Annotated in this window: 14 protein-coding genes; 11 read left to right on the plus strand and 3 right to left on the minus strand. The window is 47.7% G+C overall.

Going from position 1 to position 16,413, the window contains the following annotated elements; translation table 11 throughout:
• Positions 1-306: 306 nt before the first annotated feature.
• The 3 genes from ACI48K_RS21920 to ACI48K_RS21930 all read right to left on the minus strand — a co-directional run bounded on the left by ACI48K_RS21920 (position 307) and on the right by ACI48K_RS21930 (position 2,619).
• Positions 307-645: a L,D-transpeptidase gene (locus ACI48K_RS21920; protein WP_475029771.1), complete on the minus strand. Its 339-nt coding sequence runs from the start codon at positions 643-645 to the stop codon at positions 307-309.
• 108 nt (positions 646-753) lie between these two features.
• On the minus strand, positions 754-1,794 hold the full coding sequence (locus ACI48K_RS21925; protein ID WP_475029772.1) for an HD-GYP domain-containing protein: 1,041 nt from the start codon (positions 1,792-1,794) through the stop codon (positions 754-756).
• A 90-nt stretch (positions 1,795-1,884) separates the two neighbouring features.
• Positions 1,885-2,619, minus strand: coding sequence for a molybdenum cofactor biosynthesis protein (locus ACI48K_RS21930; RefSeq protein WP_475029773.1), 735 nt, complete (start codon positions 2,617-2,619; stop codon positions 1,885-1,887).
• Between the two features lie 190 nt (positions 2,620-2,809).
• Here ACI48K_RS21930 and ACI48K_RS21935 point away from each other — a divergent pair, with 190 nt between their 5' ends.
• The 11 genes from ACI48K_RS21935 to ACI48K_RS21985 form a co-directional block, all read left to right on the plus strand.
• A complete protein-coding gene (locus tag ACI48K_RS21935; RefSeq protein ID WP_475029784.1) occupies positions 2,810-4,249 on the plus strand; it encodes a bifunctional metallophosphatase/5'-nucleotidase in 1,440 nt (479 codons plus the stop codon).
• 32 nt (positions 4,250-4,281) lie between these two features.
• The gene (locus ACI48K_RS21940; protein ID WP_475029774.1) at positions 4,282-5,109 is read left to right on the plus strand and encodes an undecaprenyl-diphosphate phosphatase; all 828 of its coding nucleotides are present in this window, start codon (positions 4,282-4,284) and stop codon (positions 5,107-5,109) included.
• Between the two features lie 62 nt (positions 5,110-5,171).
• Complete coding sequence (locus ACI48K_RS21945) at positions 5,172-6,272, plus strand: HD-GYP domain-containing protein (RefSeq protein WP_475029775.1); 1,101 nt, start codon at positions 5,172-5,174, stop codon at positions 6,270-6,272.
• A complete protein-coding gene (yfkAB, locus tag ACI48K_RS21950) occupies positions 6,269-7,414 on the plus strand; it encodes a radical SAM/CxCxxxxC motif protein YfkAB (protein ID WP_475029776.1) in 1,146 nt (381 codons plus the stop codon). Before ACI48K_RS21945 ends, yfkAB begins: the two co-directional genes overlap by 4 nt.
• A 17-nt stretch (positions 7,415-7,431) precedes the next feature.
• Positions 7,432-8,784: a hemolysin family protein gene (locus ACI48K_RS21955; RefSeq protein WP_475029777.1), complete on the plus strand. Its 1,353-nt coding sequence runs from the start codon at positions 7,432-7,434 to the stop codon at positions 8,782-8,784.
• Between the two features lie 174 nt (positions 8,785-8,958).
• Positions 8,959-9,177: a spore coat associated protein CotJA gene (locus tag ACI48K_RS21960; protein WP_475029778.1), complete on the plus strand. Its 219-nt coding sequence runs from the start codon at positions 8,959-8,961 to the stop codon at positions 9,175-9,177.
• A gap of 46 nt (positions 9,178-9,223) precedes the next feature.
• Positions 9,224-9,502 carry a spore coat protein CotJB gene (locus tag ACI48K_RS21965; protein ID WP_475029785.1) on the plus strand — a complete coding sequence of 93 codons (279 nt, stop codon included), beginning with the start codon at positions 9,224-9,226 and terminating at the stop codon, positions 9,500-9,502.
• Positions 9,503-9,559: 57 nt separating this feature from the next.
• Positions 9,560-10,129 (plus strand): manganese catalase family protein, encoded by a 570-nt coding sequence (locus tag ACI48K_RS21970; RefSeq protein WP_475029779.1) that lies wholly within the window; start codon positions 9,560-9,562, stop codon positions 10,127-10,129.
• Positions 10,130-10,165: 36 nt separating this feature from the next.
• Complete coding sequence (locus tag ACI48K_RS21975) at positions 10,166-10,366, plus strand: hypothetical protein (RefSeq protein ID WP_475029780.1); 201 nt, start codon at positions 10,166-10,168, stop codon at positions 10,364-10,366.
• Between the two features lie 1,323 nt (positions 10,367-11,689).
• Positions 11,690-14,860, plus strand: coding sequence for a chitobiase/beta-hexosaminidase C-terminal domain-containing protein (locus ACI48K_RS21980; protein ID WP_475029781.1), 3,171 nt, complete (start codon positions 11,690-11,692; stop codon positions 14,858-14,860).
• A gap of 82 nt (positions 14,861-14,942) precedes the next feature.
• The coding region (locus ACI48K_RS21985; protein ID WP_475029782.1) for a chitobiase/beta-hexosaminidase C-terminal domain-containing protein at positions 14,943-16,413 on the plus strand (1,471 nt) is incomplete at its 3' end.

Genomic DNA, 16,413 nt, shown 5'->3' on the forward strand with positions numbered 1-16,413 from the left:
TTTCAGCGTATTGTTCATTATAACGAAAGATGAACATACATAATATACCATACTATGGAAATATAAGGTATATAATTACCTTATTATTCAAATTATTGCAATAAAATAGTATTCATTTTTGTGAATTGATTATCCATTGGAAAAGTCCACTAACCTTAACCGGTCGGCGGACTTTTCGAATTTGCCCAGTATGCTTTGGCAGCAACACCATATTACCAACCCCAACTACCGTCCCCGATAAGAGTGATAGGAAGCGGGAGAAGAACGTTGAGACTTATTTTTCGTGCGATACGCGTTATTACGCTGCTATTGCCTAATTGTGACACTTGTTCCAATGGGAAGGATTCCCGCCAGCTCGATGACATCGGCGTTGTACATGCGGATGCAGCCATGCGAAACCTCATGGCCGATCGATGAAGGATCGTTCGTGCCGTGAATGCCGTAATGAAGCCGCGATAATCCCATCCAGTAAGCCCCGAAAGGGCCGCCGGGGTTAGGGGCTTTATTGACGATCGTATAGGATCCTTCAGGGGTTTGCGTCAGCATCTTACCGATCCCGACGGGAAACCCCCGAACCACGGTATTGTTATCCAGCAAATAAAGCATCCGATCGGACAAATCCACAATAATGCGATAGTTTGGCATTCGGGTCATTTGCCTCCTTTTCATACATATCAGTGTATGTGAATGGAATGAAAAGGTGATTGCCCGGTCCTGAATAAAAAACGCCTCCCAAGGAAGGAGGCGATAAGTTTACATATAAAATTCATCGATCGAAATTTCGCGTTCTTTGGACAAATCCACGAACCGGGAATCCGTTTGGACTAGCGGGCGGAAGAAGTCCGACTGGTTTGTCATAACGATAGTCCCCATTTCGCCGGAGCTTAGCAGCACCTTCTTGCCGATAAAATTCGGCAGCAAATGGCTGATCAGCGCTTGAGTTGGTTCCGGACTGAGCTTGCCGAAGCTGAGGCTGTTCAGTTCCCGCAGCACGGATAACAACTCCTGCTTGGACCGGTAAACCCGATTGGAGGTCATTGCGGCATAGACATCGGCGACTGCGGCAATTTTGGCAAACGGATGAATTTCTTTTTCTCGCAGGCCTTTAGGGTAACCGCTGCCGTCCTCTCGCTCATGATGCTGAAGCGCTACAAGTGCGGAAACTTCATCCCCCGCAGAACTGAAAATAATATCGTATCCGTAAATGGTATGGCGTTTGACCTCTTCGAACTCATCGGGAGTCAGCTTGCCAGGCTTGGAGAGAATTTCTTGCGGTACCTTGCACTTGCCGATATCGATCAAATATCCGGCTTTGCCGACTTTGTAAGCCTCGTGCTTGGGGTAACCCAACCAGGAAGCAATATAATAGGAGAGCATGCCTACCTGCATCGAATGATTATATGTGTATTCATCACTGTCGTTCAATTGGAGCAAAAGAGCCACAACGTCCTTTTGGCCTACTAACTGGTTCACCATCGGTTCAAGAAGCTGGTCCACCTTTTCATTGCTGAAGGTTCCGGACGACAGCGCTTCCAGAAAGATTTCCTCAAAGCCACCAACCGCGTTATCCATATAGGAGACCACTTTTGAGATGTGCTGAGCATTCTGTCCTTGATCCGGAGTGGCTATGACATGAGGCTCAATGTCAACGAAGTCGATCCCGTGCTGCATCAGCTTAACAATGGCTTCACTGGTTAATTCCGCACCTCTTTGAAGCACAAAAACGCCGGAATGATTAAATATATCATATTGCAGACGGTCGCCGGGAGAAAGTTCCAAAATATGTACTTTCAAGGGAGATGACACCTCATAATCACATTTTTCTATAATGATAACAGGAAATAAATGGGCTGACAATGATGATTATGAGACTCGATTACTAGATTAAGAGAAGGTCCCCGGAGCGGAAGGGTCCCAAGGGCCATTTCCATGGCCTTTCCATTCCGAACCATCTTCCCAAATTTCTTTTTTCCAAATCGGCACGATTTGTTTCAATCGTTCGATCGCATATCGGCTGGCTTCGTAACAGCTTGAGCGATGAGGGGAGGACACGGCAATAACGACGCTGATCTCGGCGATATCGACTCTGCCGATCCGGTGGCTGATCGCGCAGCGGGTTCCCGGCCACTGCAGGCCGATTTCATCGCCAATTTGCCGCAATTTGGACAAGGCCATCGGCAGGTATCCCTCGTATTCCAGATAAACGGTGCGTTTGCCGTTAGTCCATTCACGGGTGGTGCCCGTAAAGGTGAGGGTGGCTCCATGATCGTCGGCAATGACCTTATTGGTGATTTCCTCCACGGAAAGGGGTTCGGAAGTTATCGCGTAAAGCTCGCCGCCTGTTTGAACGTCTTGATGATCCTGAAGCGTTTCACCGCCGGAAACCGGCGGAATGAGCGCAATTTCATCCTTTTCCGTAATTGGAGCATCTCCCGTGGCATATTCCTGGTTTACGGCCAGAAAAGAAGCGGCAATTAGGGAGGATGCGGAGGGGTTTGCCTCGGCAAGAGCATCCTTAAGGCGGGATGCCGTGACTGTGTCTTCAGGATAGGTAAAGCTCAGACTGGATGTGCCGAACCGGTCGGCCAATCCCGCAAAAAGAGCGATCGTCAGCTGCATGGGAATTTCCACTCTCCTTGGGATAGATTCAAAATTGGCGTTGGTCATTTCGAAAAACATGAATTTTTGAACATGCGATTTTAATATATCATTATAAGGCGACAACAATCAATTTTAAGGTATAATACTTTCTGAACCCATTTTTTAATGAGACCGGTTATAACTGGACATGGCAAGGGGGCAATTCATGATGCCGGATTCGGATCAGGAATCATTAACGATCCTTTACACCAATGATGTGCACAGCCACTTCGGCGCAATGGGACGCATCGCCGCAATGATCGATGAATTGCGGAGCCAAGCGTCCGGCCCTACGCTTTTGCTGGATATCGGCGACCATATGGACCGGGCGGCGCAGGAAACGGAAGGAACGATGGGACAGGCCAATGTGGATGTCCTCAATTTGACCGGCTATGATGCCGTCACGATTGGAAACAATGAGGGCCTGACTTTTACGCCGGAGCTGCTGAAGGCAGCTTATGAAGGTTTGGAATGTCCGGTCGTCTGCGGTAATATTTTAGAGAAAAGGACAGGACAGCCTCCGGATTGGTTGAAGACGCAGCTTATTTTGCGCAAAGGGTCCTTTAAAATAGGTTTGGTTGGAGCAACCGCGGCTTTCTCCGAGTTTTACGAACTGCTTGGGCTGGAAGCTCTCAATCCGCTCGAAACGCTGGCCGAGCAGATACGGGAGCTGCGCGGACAAGTGGATGTAATGATTGTTTTGTCCCATTTGGGACTCCCTCTTGACCGCGAGCTGGCCGAGAAGGTGCCGGGAATCGACCTGATCATCGGGGGACATACCCATCATCTACTTGAGACGCCTTTATTCATAGGTTCGACGGCGGTCACGGCGGCCGGGAAGTTTGGGCAATACCTGGGCAAAATGGTGCTGCGGAGAAGCTCCGGGAAGGCTGCGCCATTTACCATGGACGGGGTTTGTATCGCTGTCGAAAACGGACCTGAGGAGAAAAAAGTTCGCAGCGCTATCGAAGCAAATCGTGAAGCGGCGCGTGATCGTTTGGGAAGAACGGTTGCGGTTACGAATCGGGAGCTTGAAATCCGGTATGACACGGAATCTCCGTTTGGGAACCTGCTGGCCCAAGCGGTTCGAAGATATACGGGCTGCGAGCTGTCGATCGTCAACAGCGGACAGCTGCTTTCCGGCCTTCCCGCCGGCGAGATTAGCGAGGGAATGCTGCATGAGCGCTGCCCGTCTCCAATCAACCCATGCCGGATGCTGGTCAAAGGCGAGGATATTTTGTACAGTCTTGAGCAATCTCTGTTGAGCGAGATAACCGGCAAAGCTATCTTCGGTTTTGGTTTTCGCGGCAAGGTGTTGGGCGGGATTTGTGCGGACGGGCTGGAAATTGAGTATGACCCCGCAGTTGAGCCTTATCACCGGATTGTTCGGGCGGTAGCGGCAGGGGCTCCGATTGAGCCGGAGGAGACGTATGCCGTCGGAACGCTGGATATGTTTTCATTCGGCATCGGTTACGAGCGGCTGAAAAGCGGCACCGAAAAGCAGTTTATGCTCCCTGATTTTTTGCGGGACCTGCTCAGAATGGAGCTCCAAACCGAAGGGGCGGTAGAGCATAGTTTCGTTCCCCGTTGGAACAACGTTCATAGATAGAATAGACGTCACACATTATTTAGGAGGACTTAATGAGTTTAATTGTAGCGATTATTTTAGGTATAGTGGAAGGATTAACCGAATTTATTCCGGTGTCTTCGACGGGACATATGATTTTGACGGCAAAGCTGATGGGGTACGACGATCAGTCGCCGGAGATGAAAACCTTTGAAATTGTCATTCAGTTAGGCGCCATTTTGGCTATCGCCTGGGTTTACCGACATCGGATTTTGGATTTGCTGGGACTCAGCAAAAAGGTAACGACCGTCAAGCTTAAAACACCAAGTAGACGCTTGGACTTGATCCATGTGATTCTGGGTATTTTGCCGGCGCTTGTCGTCGGGTTTATTTTCCGCGATTTCATTAAGGGTCTGTTCAGTTCGACTACGGTGCTCTGGGCACTGGTAGTTGGCGGGGCGTTTATGATTGCCGCAGAATGGTACTCGAAGAAAAAGGCGAAAATTACGGCGGACGAAATCGACCAATTGACTTACCGGCAAGCGCTGCTAATCGGATTGTTCCAATGTATTTCCGTGCTTTGGCCGGGTTTCTCACGCTCGGGTTCCACGATTGCGGGCGGGATGTTCACCGGTGCCAGCTACAAAGCTTCCGCGGACTTTTCGTTCCTGATCGCCGTTCCGATTATGGTTGCGGTCTCGGGTTATGAAATGCTCGACTCTTATAAATATTTGACCTCGGGAACGATCGGCTATTTTCTGATTGGTTTTATCGTAGCTTTTGTTGTGGCCTACATTGTAGTGCTCGCTTTTCTGAAGCTGATCCAAAAGATCGAGCTGCGGCATTTTGCTTATTACCGCTTTATTCTGGCCGCTTTATTCTGGATTTTTATCATGCGCTAAGATTTAGCCGCTATTCGAAATGAATATCAAACTAATTATTTTGACAGATGGAAGTGGTTGAATTGCGGTTAATCCCTGTAAACTCATTGCAGGCCGGAATGAAATTGGGCAAAAAGATTTATAATGAGGACGGAATCGTTCTTCTATCGGAAAACGCGGAGCTTAGCGATGCGGTCATTCGGCGTCTGCGCGCCCATGGTCTGGATTTTGTCTATATCGCGGATCCCCGTACGGATGACGTGGTTGTGCAGGAGACCGTCAGCGACGAAACGCAGCGGCGGGCGCTTAGCGAAATCCGTATGAATTTCCGCAAATGGTCAACACCGGCGGTTAAGGGGATGGTGTACCCTTATTTGGGGAAATCGTTCTCCAGTCTAGTGGAATCGATCATGGACGATCTCAGTTCCAGAGACGACGCCATGATTATGATGATGAACATCAACAGCATGGATCAGTATTTGTACCGCCATTCATTTAATGTGTGCGTTTATACGCTGCTGCTGGGTCAAATTCACGGCTACAGCAAAGACGAGCTGACGCTGCTGGGTCTTGGAGCCATGCTGCACGATATCGGCAAAACCAAGCTTCCGCTGGAGCTGCTTAACAAACCTTCGAGCCTCACGAACGAGGAATTCGAGCTGATGAAGTCGCATACGGAAATCGGCTTCAAAATGCTTAAGGATGAGCCGAATATTCCGCTGCTCTCGGCGCATTGCGCCTTCCAGCATCATGAACGGATCGACGGCAGCGGTTATCCCCGCGGAATCAAGGGCAACGACATTCATGAGTTTGCCCGCTGGATCGCCATTACGGATGCCTATGACGCCATGACCACGCACCGGGTCTACCGGACCGCGATGCTCCCGCATCAAGCGCTGGAGGTGCTGTATACCGGCTGCGGGACTTGGTACGAGAAGTCGAAGCTGGAGGTTTTCCGCGACCGCGTAGCGATCTACCCTTTAGGGATGACCGTCAAGCTCAGTACAGGCGAAAGCGGCGTCGTGGTGAAGATTCACGGCCACATGCCTCAGCGGCCGGTTGTTCGGGTATTAACCGACCCGCTTGGGGCGGATTTGAAATCGCCCTTTGAGGTGGATTTGTCGGTTCAACTTTCCATCGTGATTACGGAAGTCGACGGAATGGGGGTATTAATTAAAGAATGAGCAGCAACATCAGTGAGAGGTCCTTGGGGAGCTCTGCCAGAACGATCTCTCCCAGTTATGATCCTTGGGATCCCATAGAGTCGTTGCGCCGATTTGGGCATCATGTGCTGACCAGCGTCGAAATGACCGTATCGAACCTGTGCAATATGCGCTGCGAGCATTGCGCGGTGGGGGACAGCCTGGTGCTGCGAGAGCCGGAGCAGCTTCCGCTCTCGCATATGCTGAAATCACTTGATGAGGTGGAGCACCTGCGGACGATCAGCATCACGGGGGGAGAACCGACGTTCCGGCGCCGAACCGTTGAGGAGAAAATTATTCCGCTGCTGAAATACGCCAAGGAGCGGGGCGTGCGTTCGCAAATCAACTCCAACCTGACGCTGGATTACGAACGTTATGAGCAGCTGCTCCCTTTTCTCGATGTCATGCATATCTCTTTCAATTATACGTCTGCGAAGGATTTTCACGAAGTGGGCTTTGCCCGCAGCGGACATCCGGTTCCATTTGAGGCTGCATCCAAAATGTATGATACAATGGTTGATAATACGCGCAAACTAAGCGAAGCCGGGATGTTCATTTCGGCGGAGACAATGATCAATTACCGGACGCACGAGAAGCTTCCGGACATTCACAAGCTGATTATCGAAATGGGCTGCCGCAGGCATGAGGTACATCCGATGTATGCAGCGGACTTTGCCGAGGGTTTGCCGAAGCTTTCGCTGGAGCAAATGCGAACGGCGATTCACGGTCTGTTGGATGCGCGCGATACCTCCGTTTGGATGCTGTTCGGAACGCTGCCGTTCTTTGCCTGCAGTCGGGATGAGAATGATCTCTCCTTAATCCGCCGTTTGCGCGAAGAGCCGAATGTGACGGTGCGGAACGATCCGGACGGCCGAAATCGGGTCAACGTGAATCTGTTTACCGGCGACGTCTATGTTACCGACTTCGCCGCCATTCCTTCGTTCGGAAATGTGCTTGAAGGGCGGCTCGACGATATTTTCGCAAAATGGCTGACCGAGCATCCGCTTAACCGGAAAGTGAACTGCCATTGCGATGCGGCCGGCTGCTGCGGACCTAATCTGCTTGTTGCCGATATGTACTACAAGGGTATCGATTTTAAAGTCCGCCAAGCGACTACACTTTAGGAAAGAGGCGTTTCTTCATGCCTGACGGCCATACCGAATTTGAAATAGGCAAGCTGGTTTTGAATTTGCTTTTCGTATTTATTCTTGTTTTCCTGAACGGCTTTTTTGTAGCCGCGGAGTTTTCGCTCGTTAAGGTGCGCCAATCCCGGCTTACCCAACTCTCGAGGGAAGGAAACCGGAGGGCGAATTACGCCTTGACGGTCAACAAGCGGCTGGATACTTATCTATCGGCGACCCAGCTTGGGATTACATTAGCTTCTCTTGGCCTCGGTTGGGTCGGGGAGCCGGCCGTCTCCGAACTGCTGATTGAGCCGCTTATGCATAAGATGGGTATCACGGACGGAACGTTGATTACCACGATTTCGGTGGCGGTTGGCTTTGCGATCATCACTTTCTTACATATCGTACTGGGCGAGCTGGCGCCGAAATCGCTGGCTATCCAGAAATCCGAGTCGACGTCGCTTTGGCTTTCCTGGCCGCTGCTGATGTTTTACCGCGTGTTCCTGCCGGTAATCTGGCTGCTTAACACGGCGGCGAACGGAGCGATCCGCCTGATCGGCATCCAGCCGGCCGGCGAAAGCGAGGCGGCCCATTCCGAGGAAGAAATCCGGATTCTGATGAACCAAAGCGCCAAAAGCGGCGTCATCGACAAAGACGAAATGAAGCTGATGGACAATATTTTCGATTTTTCCGATATGCTGGCCCGTGAGGTTATGCTTCCGCGGACGGACATGGACTGCTTGTACACGAATTTGTCCTGGGAAGAGAACATGAAAATTGTGACTGAAACGAAGCATTCCCGTTATCCCGTCGCGGTTGAAGATAAGGACCAAATTATCGGTTTTGTACATATTACCGATTTGCTGCTGCCGGATCAAGGTCGTCCGCTGGATCTCGCGGAGATGGTGCGTCCGATCCTGAACGTGCCGGAATCGATGGAAGTAAGCCATGTGCTGCGTCTGATGCAGAAGAAGCATTCCCAGTTGACGCTCGTCGTGGATGAGTATGGCGGAACCGCGGGGCTGCTGACCGCTGAGGAAATTCTCGAGGAAATCGTCGGCGATCTGCATGATGAATTTGAAGACGAACGTCCCGAAGTGGAGAAAATATCGGATACCGTGTATTCGGTGGACGGCCGGTTGTTGATCGAAGAGGTCAACGATCTGATCGGCATCTCCATCGAAGACGAGGAGGTTGACTCCATCGGGGGCTGGTTGTTCAAGGAACTCGAAGGCGTTCCGACTAAAGGGAAAAAGCTGCAGGTCGGCAACATCCTGTTTGAGGTTGAGGAGTCGAGCCGTCTGCGGATTACCCGGGTGAGGATAACGCGTCAGCAGAAGCCGGAGCCCGAAGAAACGGACGAAGATTAATATTGGCTTTGGCCCAAAAGAGCTCAGTTCGCAAACTGGGCTCTTTTTTGTTGCCTTGAGGGGATATCGGTTCATTTTCTGGGCGAACGTCATATGTTAATGATAAGGAAAAAACTGGGGTTACTTGTCCCGGTTTGCCATGATTTGTCCAAAAAAGAAAAGGAGGAAGTTTCTTTGAGCCATCCCCAAGAGCATGCGTATGCCCCTTTCGTTGGCCCTTTCGATCCTTGTCCGCCGATACTCGTAAAAACATACAGTACCCCTCCGCATTTGTATATCCACTTTCAGCCGCTCAATCTTCCGCAGTTCAGTCCCCAGGAAGCCTTAAAGTTCGGCACGCTTTGGCCCGCGCTGTACAGTCCCTATGAATCCCGCTGGGGAAAAGGACGGTGAGTTGGAAATGAACAACATAAGCAATATGGAGAACATGAGCAACGTGATGCCAGCCGAATCGAACAAAGGACATTTTGACAAGGAGTTCTATGAATTGCTGGAGAAGCTGCAGGCGCTTGATTTTGTGCTGGTGGAGCTGAATCTGTTCCTGGACACCCATCCGGACGATATGGCTTCCATTCAGCAATTCAATCAATTCACTCAAGAACGGACGCAGCTGGCCAACCATTTTCAACAGCTTTATGGTCCCCTGCAAAATTTCGGGCGCGCCTATTCGAAATTCCCGTGGGAATGGTCGAAGGCCCCGTGGCCCTGGCAGGTATAAAGCCTGCCATAAGGATTTTTACATTCATCGTTTAATAAGGAGGGTGTCAATAAAGCGATGTGGGTCTATGAGAAAAAGCTGCAATATCCGGTTCGCGTTGGCAAATGCGATATCCGCATGGCAAAGCTCCTTTTGGAGCAATACGGCGGCGCCGACGGTGAACTAGGCGCTGCGCTGCGATATTTAAACCAAAGATATACGGTTCCGGACAAAGTCATCGGGCTGCTTAACGATATCGGAACGGAGGAATTCGCCCACCTCGAGATGATCGCCACCATGGTCTACAAGCTGACGAAAGACGCGACGGTGGAGGAGCTGAAGGCGGCCGGATTAGCCGAGCATTATGTCGCCCATGACCGGGCACTGTTCTACGAGAGCGCCGGCGGGGTGCCCTGGACCGCAACCTACATCCAGGCCAAAGGCGATCCGATCGCCGATCTGTACGAGGATATCGCCGCCGAGGAGAAGGCACGGGCTACATACCAGTGGCTGATCGATATGACGGATGACGTCGATATCCAGGACGGCCTGCGTTTCTTGCGCGAACGTGAAGTCATCCACTCGCTGCGTTTCCGCGAAGCGGTGGAGATTTTGAAGGATGATCGGGATCAGAAGAAGATTTTCTGAGCATACGGCTCAATCTTGAAATAAAGGTGGTAGGCGATGTCCAAAAATAAACGCGGAAAAGCGTTGTGGGTTCTTCCTTCGAGAAGCCGGGGAACCTGTCCGGTATGCGGAAGCACGCGAATCAAGCTGCTATACACGAAGACAACCAGCTCCGGGCAGCAGCTCTCGGTGTGCAAGAAATGCTTCAGCGCTTCTCAGGAAAGGATCGATGCGGCAAAGGCAGAGAATGTAAAGTAGCTTATTTATAAGCAAAATTAAAAATGGTTTTATGGGGAAGACGCTCAGGAATTGGATGGGCGTCTTTTCATTTATGCTTTAAGGCGACATTTTGTTCTTCCAAAATTTCTTATTCTTTAAATAACAAATAACGATAAAAAAGCTATTAGATTGTTTGAGAGAATATGATAATAAACCACAAAAAATCTATTACATATTTGCTCAAAAATACCGAGATGTTTTTTGAGGAACAATCCTAAATGGGAGTTGGTTGCAATCAAAAAATATTCCAAAGTTATTAAAAACACCGTATCAATTTTGATAGGTTTAATTTCAGGCTTTATATTCTCCTTATCACTCCTACTATATGGATTAAATTTGGGCGGAGGATTTATGCCCGGATTTCAAGAAAAAGTGAATTTGTTTATGACAATTCTGATTATTGATGTAGTTGCATTTTTAATTATTATGCTTGTCTCTAAAACATATTTGTACAGCTTATCCTCCTTTTTGATGGGTATAGTCATTTTTATTTATATATCGTTTCTCTAAGTAATTTTGGCAAAATGCTGTTCTCCTTTTGTTAAATAAATTCGAATTTAATTCCCAATAACGTTTCCAGATTAATATGCTGGTCCATTTTATTGCTAATTATCTTATTGTTTGCTTTGTTAATACGTCGGCATTTCAAAAAAGCGAATGATAAATCCTCTATTTCCCTTCATATTTGTTTATTTTTTTTCTATTGTCCCCGATCCTTATATAGGCAGTCCGGGGAATTTCAACACCCCTTGGACGGCCTGAGGTTCTCGCGTGAGTAGGAGAAGCAGCTCGGATAGAGTTGCTTTTTTTCGTGGAAAACGATTTTCCAATAAAGATAGGATTCCAATATATTACATTTTTAATGGTAATCTCTCGTCTCCAGAGTTCCAAGTTAAAATTTGATTGTAATGAAAATTATTCAATTAATTCCAAATTACAACAGCATTCGACAAAATAAAAAGGATATACTGGGGAAGCTTCTATAGCTGGAAGATTTCGAATCTTTAGAGTTTCTTGACCATGTTTATATTTACTTCTAAAGTATCGGGAACCATCTGAAATTAATATGAGAGGAGGTGAATCTGTTTTCTGGTCCAGGAGTTAAGTGAATATAGAACTAACGCAGAGAGGAGAAAAATTATAAAAAGCTGTTTTTAAAACTTCAAACTCTTGCAGTAGCCAGGCTGTTTACGTTGCTTCCTTTGGCACTTTTGTGTCGAATACAATCTCTATTAATGACCTTATTTGGATTTATAGAATCCATCAGGAGTCATTTAGTTATTTAATAGGAGGTTTCAAATTATGTCCATTTCAAAAGTGAAACATAGACTCTTTAAAACAGTATCTTTATTACTCAGCTTTGCGATTGCATTATTTTTCCTTATGAACTTTAGTTTCACAAATGTAGATGCTGCAGCATCAGGCGCGCCTGGAAGGCCTTTATTAACTCATGATAATACAGATAATGATGGCAACTATACCGTAACGATGAACATGTGGTGGGGCAACAACGGAACATCCTGGAAGCTTTATGAGAATGATCTATTGGTCTATAGCAATAGTTTATCCGATGGCTCGCCAAATGCACAGGCAGCTTCCAAGACTTTCAGTAACATGCCTGCGGGTACATACACCTATAAATGCGATCTCATAAATTCATTTGGTACTGTAACCAGTGATACCATTACAGTCAATGTAAATGGAGGAGCGGGCGTTGTCGTAAGCGGAATAAAAATCAGAGAAGTTGATGCAACAACAGAAGTACCGCAGATAACAGTCCCCCAAGGGATCTCCGATTATACTTTAAGCGCAACCGGAGTTGGCAGTCCTAGCTTTACCTTGTCGACAAACAACAGCTCGGTAGCAAATTACCAAATAGTAAATGGTACTACATTAAGAATAAACGCTCTCAAAGCAGGACGTGCATCTCTCAAGATTAAGGAAACTACAAGCAATAAGGTACGTTATGTAGGAATACGTGTAAAGACCGCAGATGGCAAACTTCCGGGTCTTCCCGATTATCTTTCCATTGGCTCAGTAAGTGAAGATTCAACAGGAGACCTGGATTTTTGGAAGGATTACGGTCCTGGACTTACAAACAAAAGAATGGATATACGCTATATTTATTTGAATGGCGGTCCGGTCAATGGTTGGAAAACATGGAGTGACGGTAACGGTGGACGCGCCGCTTCATTTATACGTGAAAGCAAAAAGATGGGGATGATCCCGTTTTTTGTTTATTACAACATTCCGGATGGAAGTGAAAGCTACGCTCTCGACAAGCAGCATATAGAAAGTGACTCATATATGCAAGCCTATTTCAAAGATCTGAAGTTCGCCCTTGATATCATTAGTCGAGAAGGCGGAGATGAAATGGTAGGCATGGTCTTAGAGCCTGATTTCCTAGGTTATATGATGCAAAACTCAGGTAAGCAGCCTAACGGATTACTAGCTAAGACAAGTGCCGCATACTCATCAGGAATTCTAAGCGCTTCTACCGATCCCGTATTTCCTGATACAGTAGAGGGTTTGGTAAAAGCAATAAACTATACCATAAGCAAATATGCGCCAAATGCCTATTTCGGATGGCAGTTCAATCTTTGGGCTTCTCCGGGAATCACAACCGGCATACCTTCAACAGGATTAATGAGGATCACGGATACTCAGGGAATTACAAAAGGCCGTTCAGCTTTAGTATCCGAAACAAAGGAGCTGAGCAAATATTATTTAAATGCCGGAGTTTCCAGCTACGGTGCGGATTTTGTCTCTATCGATAAATACGGCTTAGATGCAGGCATCAGTTCTGCTTCCGATCCCTCGAAGTCCACATGGTTTTGGAACCTGGATCACTGGAACAACTATCTGTTGTTTAGCAAGACATTACATCAAGAATCCAATCTTCCTGTCATTCTATGGCAAATTCCTGTAGGTCACATTAATTCAAGCTTAAGTGAAAACCCGTATAATAACGGCACATTCCCGGATTTAAACAATACAAGCCAACATTATGAGGATTCTGCCCCCGACTTTTTCCTTGGCGATACCTTCACCACAACAGGTGCAAGAAATAGTTATTTTTCGACAAACCAGGGCAATGATCCTAAGCTAACAGTCTCAGGCAGTAGTATTACATGGGGTTCTCATGCCAAGGAAGCCGCAGACTCAGGAATTATTTCCGTTCTCTTTGGAGCCGGAGTAGGAGACAGCACCGACGGCGTTGGATCACCTCCGACAGATAGCTACTGGTGGATAACAAAAGTGCAGACGTATCTCAACAATCCTGTACCGTTATCGGGAGTATTGCCGGTAGAAACGGTGGCAACACCAGTCTTCAACCCGGCAGGCGGAACTTATTCATCGGCGCAGAATGTAACGATATCCAGCGCTACCAGTGGAGCAACCATCAGGTATACTGCCGATGGGAGCGAGCCTACAGCTTCTTCAACTCAATATACGGGCGCTATCAATGTAGCTTCAACTACTACTATAAAAGCTAAAGCCTTTAAGTCAGGGATGAACGACTCCGCTACGGCAAGCGCTACTTATACCATAAGTATAGTGATCGACCAAGTTGCAACTCCGTCCTTCAGCCCGGCAGGCGGAACTTATTCATCGGCGCAGAATGTAACGGTTTCCAGCGCTACCGGTGGAGCAATCATCAGGTATACTACCAATGGGAGCGAGCCTACAGCTTCTTCAACTCAATATACGGGCGCTATCAATGTAGCTTCAACTACTACTATAAAAGCTAAAGCCTTTAAGTCAGGGATGAACGACTCCGCTACGGCAAGCGCTACTTATACCATAAGTATAGTGATCGACCAAGTTGCAACTCCGTCCTTCAGCCCGGCAGGCGGAACTTATTCATCGGCGCAGAATGTAACGATTTCCAGCGCTACCGGTGGAGCAACCATCAGGTATACTGCCGATGGGAGCGAGCCTACAGCTTCTTCAACTCAATATACGGGCGCTATCAATGTAGCTTCAACTACTACTATAAAAGCTAAAGCCTTTAAGTCAGGGATGAACGACTCCGCTACGGCAAGCGCTACTTATACCATAAGTATAGTGATCGACCAAGTTGCAACTCCGTCCTTCAGCCCGGCAGGCGGAACTTATTCATCGGCGCAGAATGTAACGATATCCAGTGCTACCGGTGGAGCAACGATCAGATACACTACCGACGGATCTACTCCTACATCAACTTCCACACAATATACAGGTGCTATAGCTGTATCGTCTACAGAAACAATAAAGGCAATAGCTATTAAATCAGGTATGACTGATTCAACCGTCGCAAGCGCTGCCTATACAATAAACAGCGGCAATTACCCTGGATGGGCGCCTAATACCGCTTATAAAGTAGGTGAAATAGTATCTTACGGCGGAAATAACTACAGATGCCTACAATCACACACCTCTTTGGTAGGTTGGGAACCATCTATTGTTGCCGCTTTGTGGACAAAAATATAAATACGTTTTTTATATTATCTAGAATTTTATGAGATTTCTATTAGAACTTTGAAAAATCATGAGTAAAGGGGAATGTAATATTATGTATTCTTTGAAAGGAAAGTCTCTGACAAAAACACTGGCATTTATGCTAATGGTTGCATTATTTTGCAGTTTGATCGCAGTAATACCTGTAAGTGCAGCTGACAAAGGAGAGTGGGCTCCAAATACTGCATATGCTGCAGGTGATACGGTAACATACAGTGGAACCACGTATGAATGTATTCAGTCACATACCTCTCTTACAGGTTGGGAACCGCCCATTGTACCGGCATTGTGGCGTCCGGGCAGCGCAGTAACACAGGTTGCTACACCGTCCTTCAACCCGGCAGGCGGAACTTATTCATCGGCGCAGAATGTAACGATATCCAGCGCTACCAGTGGAGCAACCATCAGGTATACTGCCGATGGGAGCGAGCCTACAACTTCTTCGACTCAATATACGGGCGCTATCAATATAGCTTCAACTACTACTATAAAAGCTAAAGCCTTTAAGTCTGGGATGAACGACTCTGCTACAGGAAGCGCTACTTATACCATAAGCACCGTAAGCGACCAAGTCGCAACTCCGTCCTTCAGCCCGGCAGGCGGAACTTATTCATCGGCGCAGAATGTAACGATATCCAGCGCTACCGGTGGAGCAACCATCAGGTATACTGCCGATGGGAGCGAGCCTACAACTTCTTCGACTCAATATACGGGCGCTATCAATATAGCTTCAACTACTACTATAAAAGCTAAAGCCTTTAAGTCTGGGATGAACGACTCTGCTACAGGAAGCGCTACTTATACCATAAGCACCGTAAGCGACCAAGTCGCAACTCCGTCCTTCAGCCCGGCAGGCGGAACTTATTCATCGGCGCAGAATGTAACGATTTCCAGCGCTACCGGTGGAGCAACCATCAGGTATACTGCCGATGGGAGCGAGCCTACAACTTCTTCGACTCAATATACGGGCGCTATCAATATAGCTTCAACTACTACTATAAAAGCTAAAGCCTTTAAGTCTGGGATGAACGACTCTGCTACAGGAAGCGCTACTTATACCATAAGCACCGTAAGCGACCAAGTCGCAACTCCGTCCTTCAGCCCGGCAGGCGGAACTTATTCATCGGCGCAGAATGTAACGGTTTCCAGCGCTACCGGTGGAGCAATCATCAGGTATACTACCAATGGGAGCGAGCCTACAGCTTCTTCAACTCAATATACGGGCGCTATCAATATAGCTTCAACTACTACTATAAAAGCTAAAGCCTTTAAGTCAGGGATGAACGACTCTGCTACGGCAAGCGCTATTTACACCATAAGTATAGTAAGCAACCAAGTCGCAACTCCGTCCTTCAGCCCGGCAGGCGGAACTTATTCATCGGCGCAGAATGTAACGATTTCCAGTGCTACCAGTGGAGCAACGATCAGATACACTACCAATGGTACTGAGCCCACAGCTTCTTCAACTCAATATACAGGTGCGATAACTGTAGCTTCAACCACCATTGTAAAAGCCAAGGCATTCA

The sequence above is a fragment of the Paenibacillus terrisolis genome, assembly GCF_056171975.1.

Excerpts from the sequence above, each read along its gene's own strand:
- ACI48K_RS21920 (WP_475029771.1), bottom strand. The coding sequence starts at position 645 with ATGCCAAACTATCGCATTATTGTGGATTTGTCCGATCGGATGCTTTAT.
- ACI48K_RS21930 (WP_475029773.1), bottom strand. The coding sequence starts at position 2,619 with ATGCAGCTGACGATCGCTCTTTTTGCGGGATTGGCCGACCGGTTCGGC.
- ACI48K_RS21935 (WP_475029784.1), top strand. The coding sequence starts at position 2,810 with ATGCCGGATTCGGATCAGGAATCATTAACGATCCTTTACACCAATGAT.
- ACI48K_RS21940 (WP_475029774.1), top strand. The coding sequence starts at position 4,282 with ATGAGTTTAATTGTAGCGATTATTTTAGGTATAGTGGAAGGATTAACC.
- yfkAB (WP_475029776.1), top strand. The coding sequence starts at position 6,269 with ATGAGCAGCAACATCAGTGAGAGGTCCTTGGGGAGCTCTGCCAGAACG.
- ACI48K_RS21955 (WP_475029777.1), top strand. The coding sequence starts at position 7,432 with ATGCCTGACGGCCATACCGAATTTGAAATAGGCAAGCTGGTTTTGAAT.
- ACI48K_RS21965 (WP_475029785.1), top strand. The coding sequence starts at position 9,224 with ATGCCAGCCGAATCGAACAAAGGACATTTTGACAAGGAGTTCTATGAA.
- ACI48K_RS21970 (WP_475029779.1), top strand. The coding sequence starts at position 9,560 with ATGTGGGTCTATGAGAAAAAGCTGCAATATCCGGTTCGCGTTGGCAAA.
- ACI48K_RS21975 (WP_475029780.1), top strand. The coding sequence starts at position 10,166 with ATGTCCAAAAATAAACGCGGAAAAGCGTTGTGGGTTCTTCCTTCGAGA.
- ACI48K_RS21980 (WP_475029781.1), top strand. The coding sequence starts at position 11,690 with ATGTCCATTTCAAAAGTGAAACATAGACTCTTTAAAACAGTATCTTTA.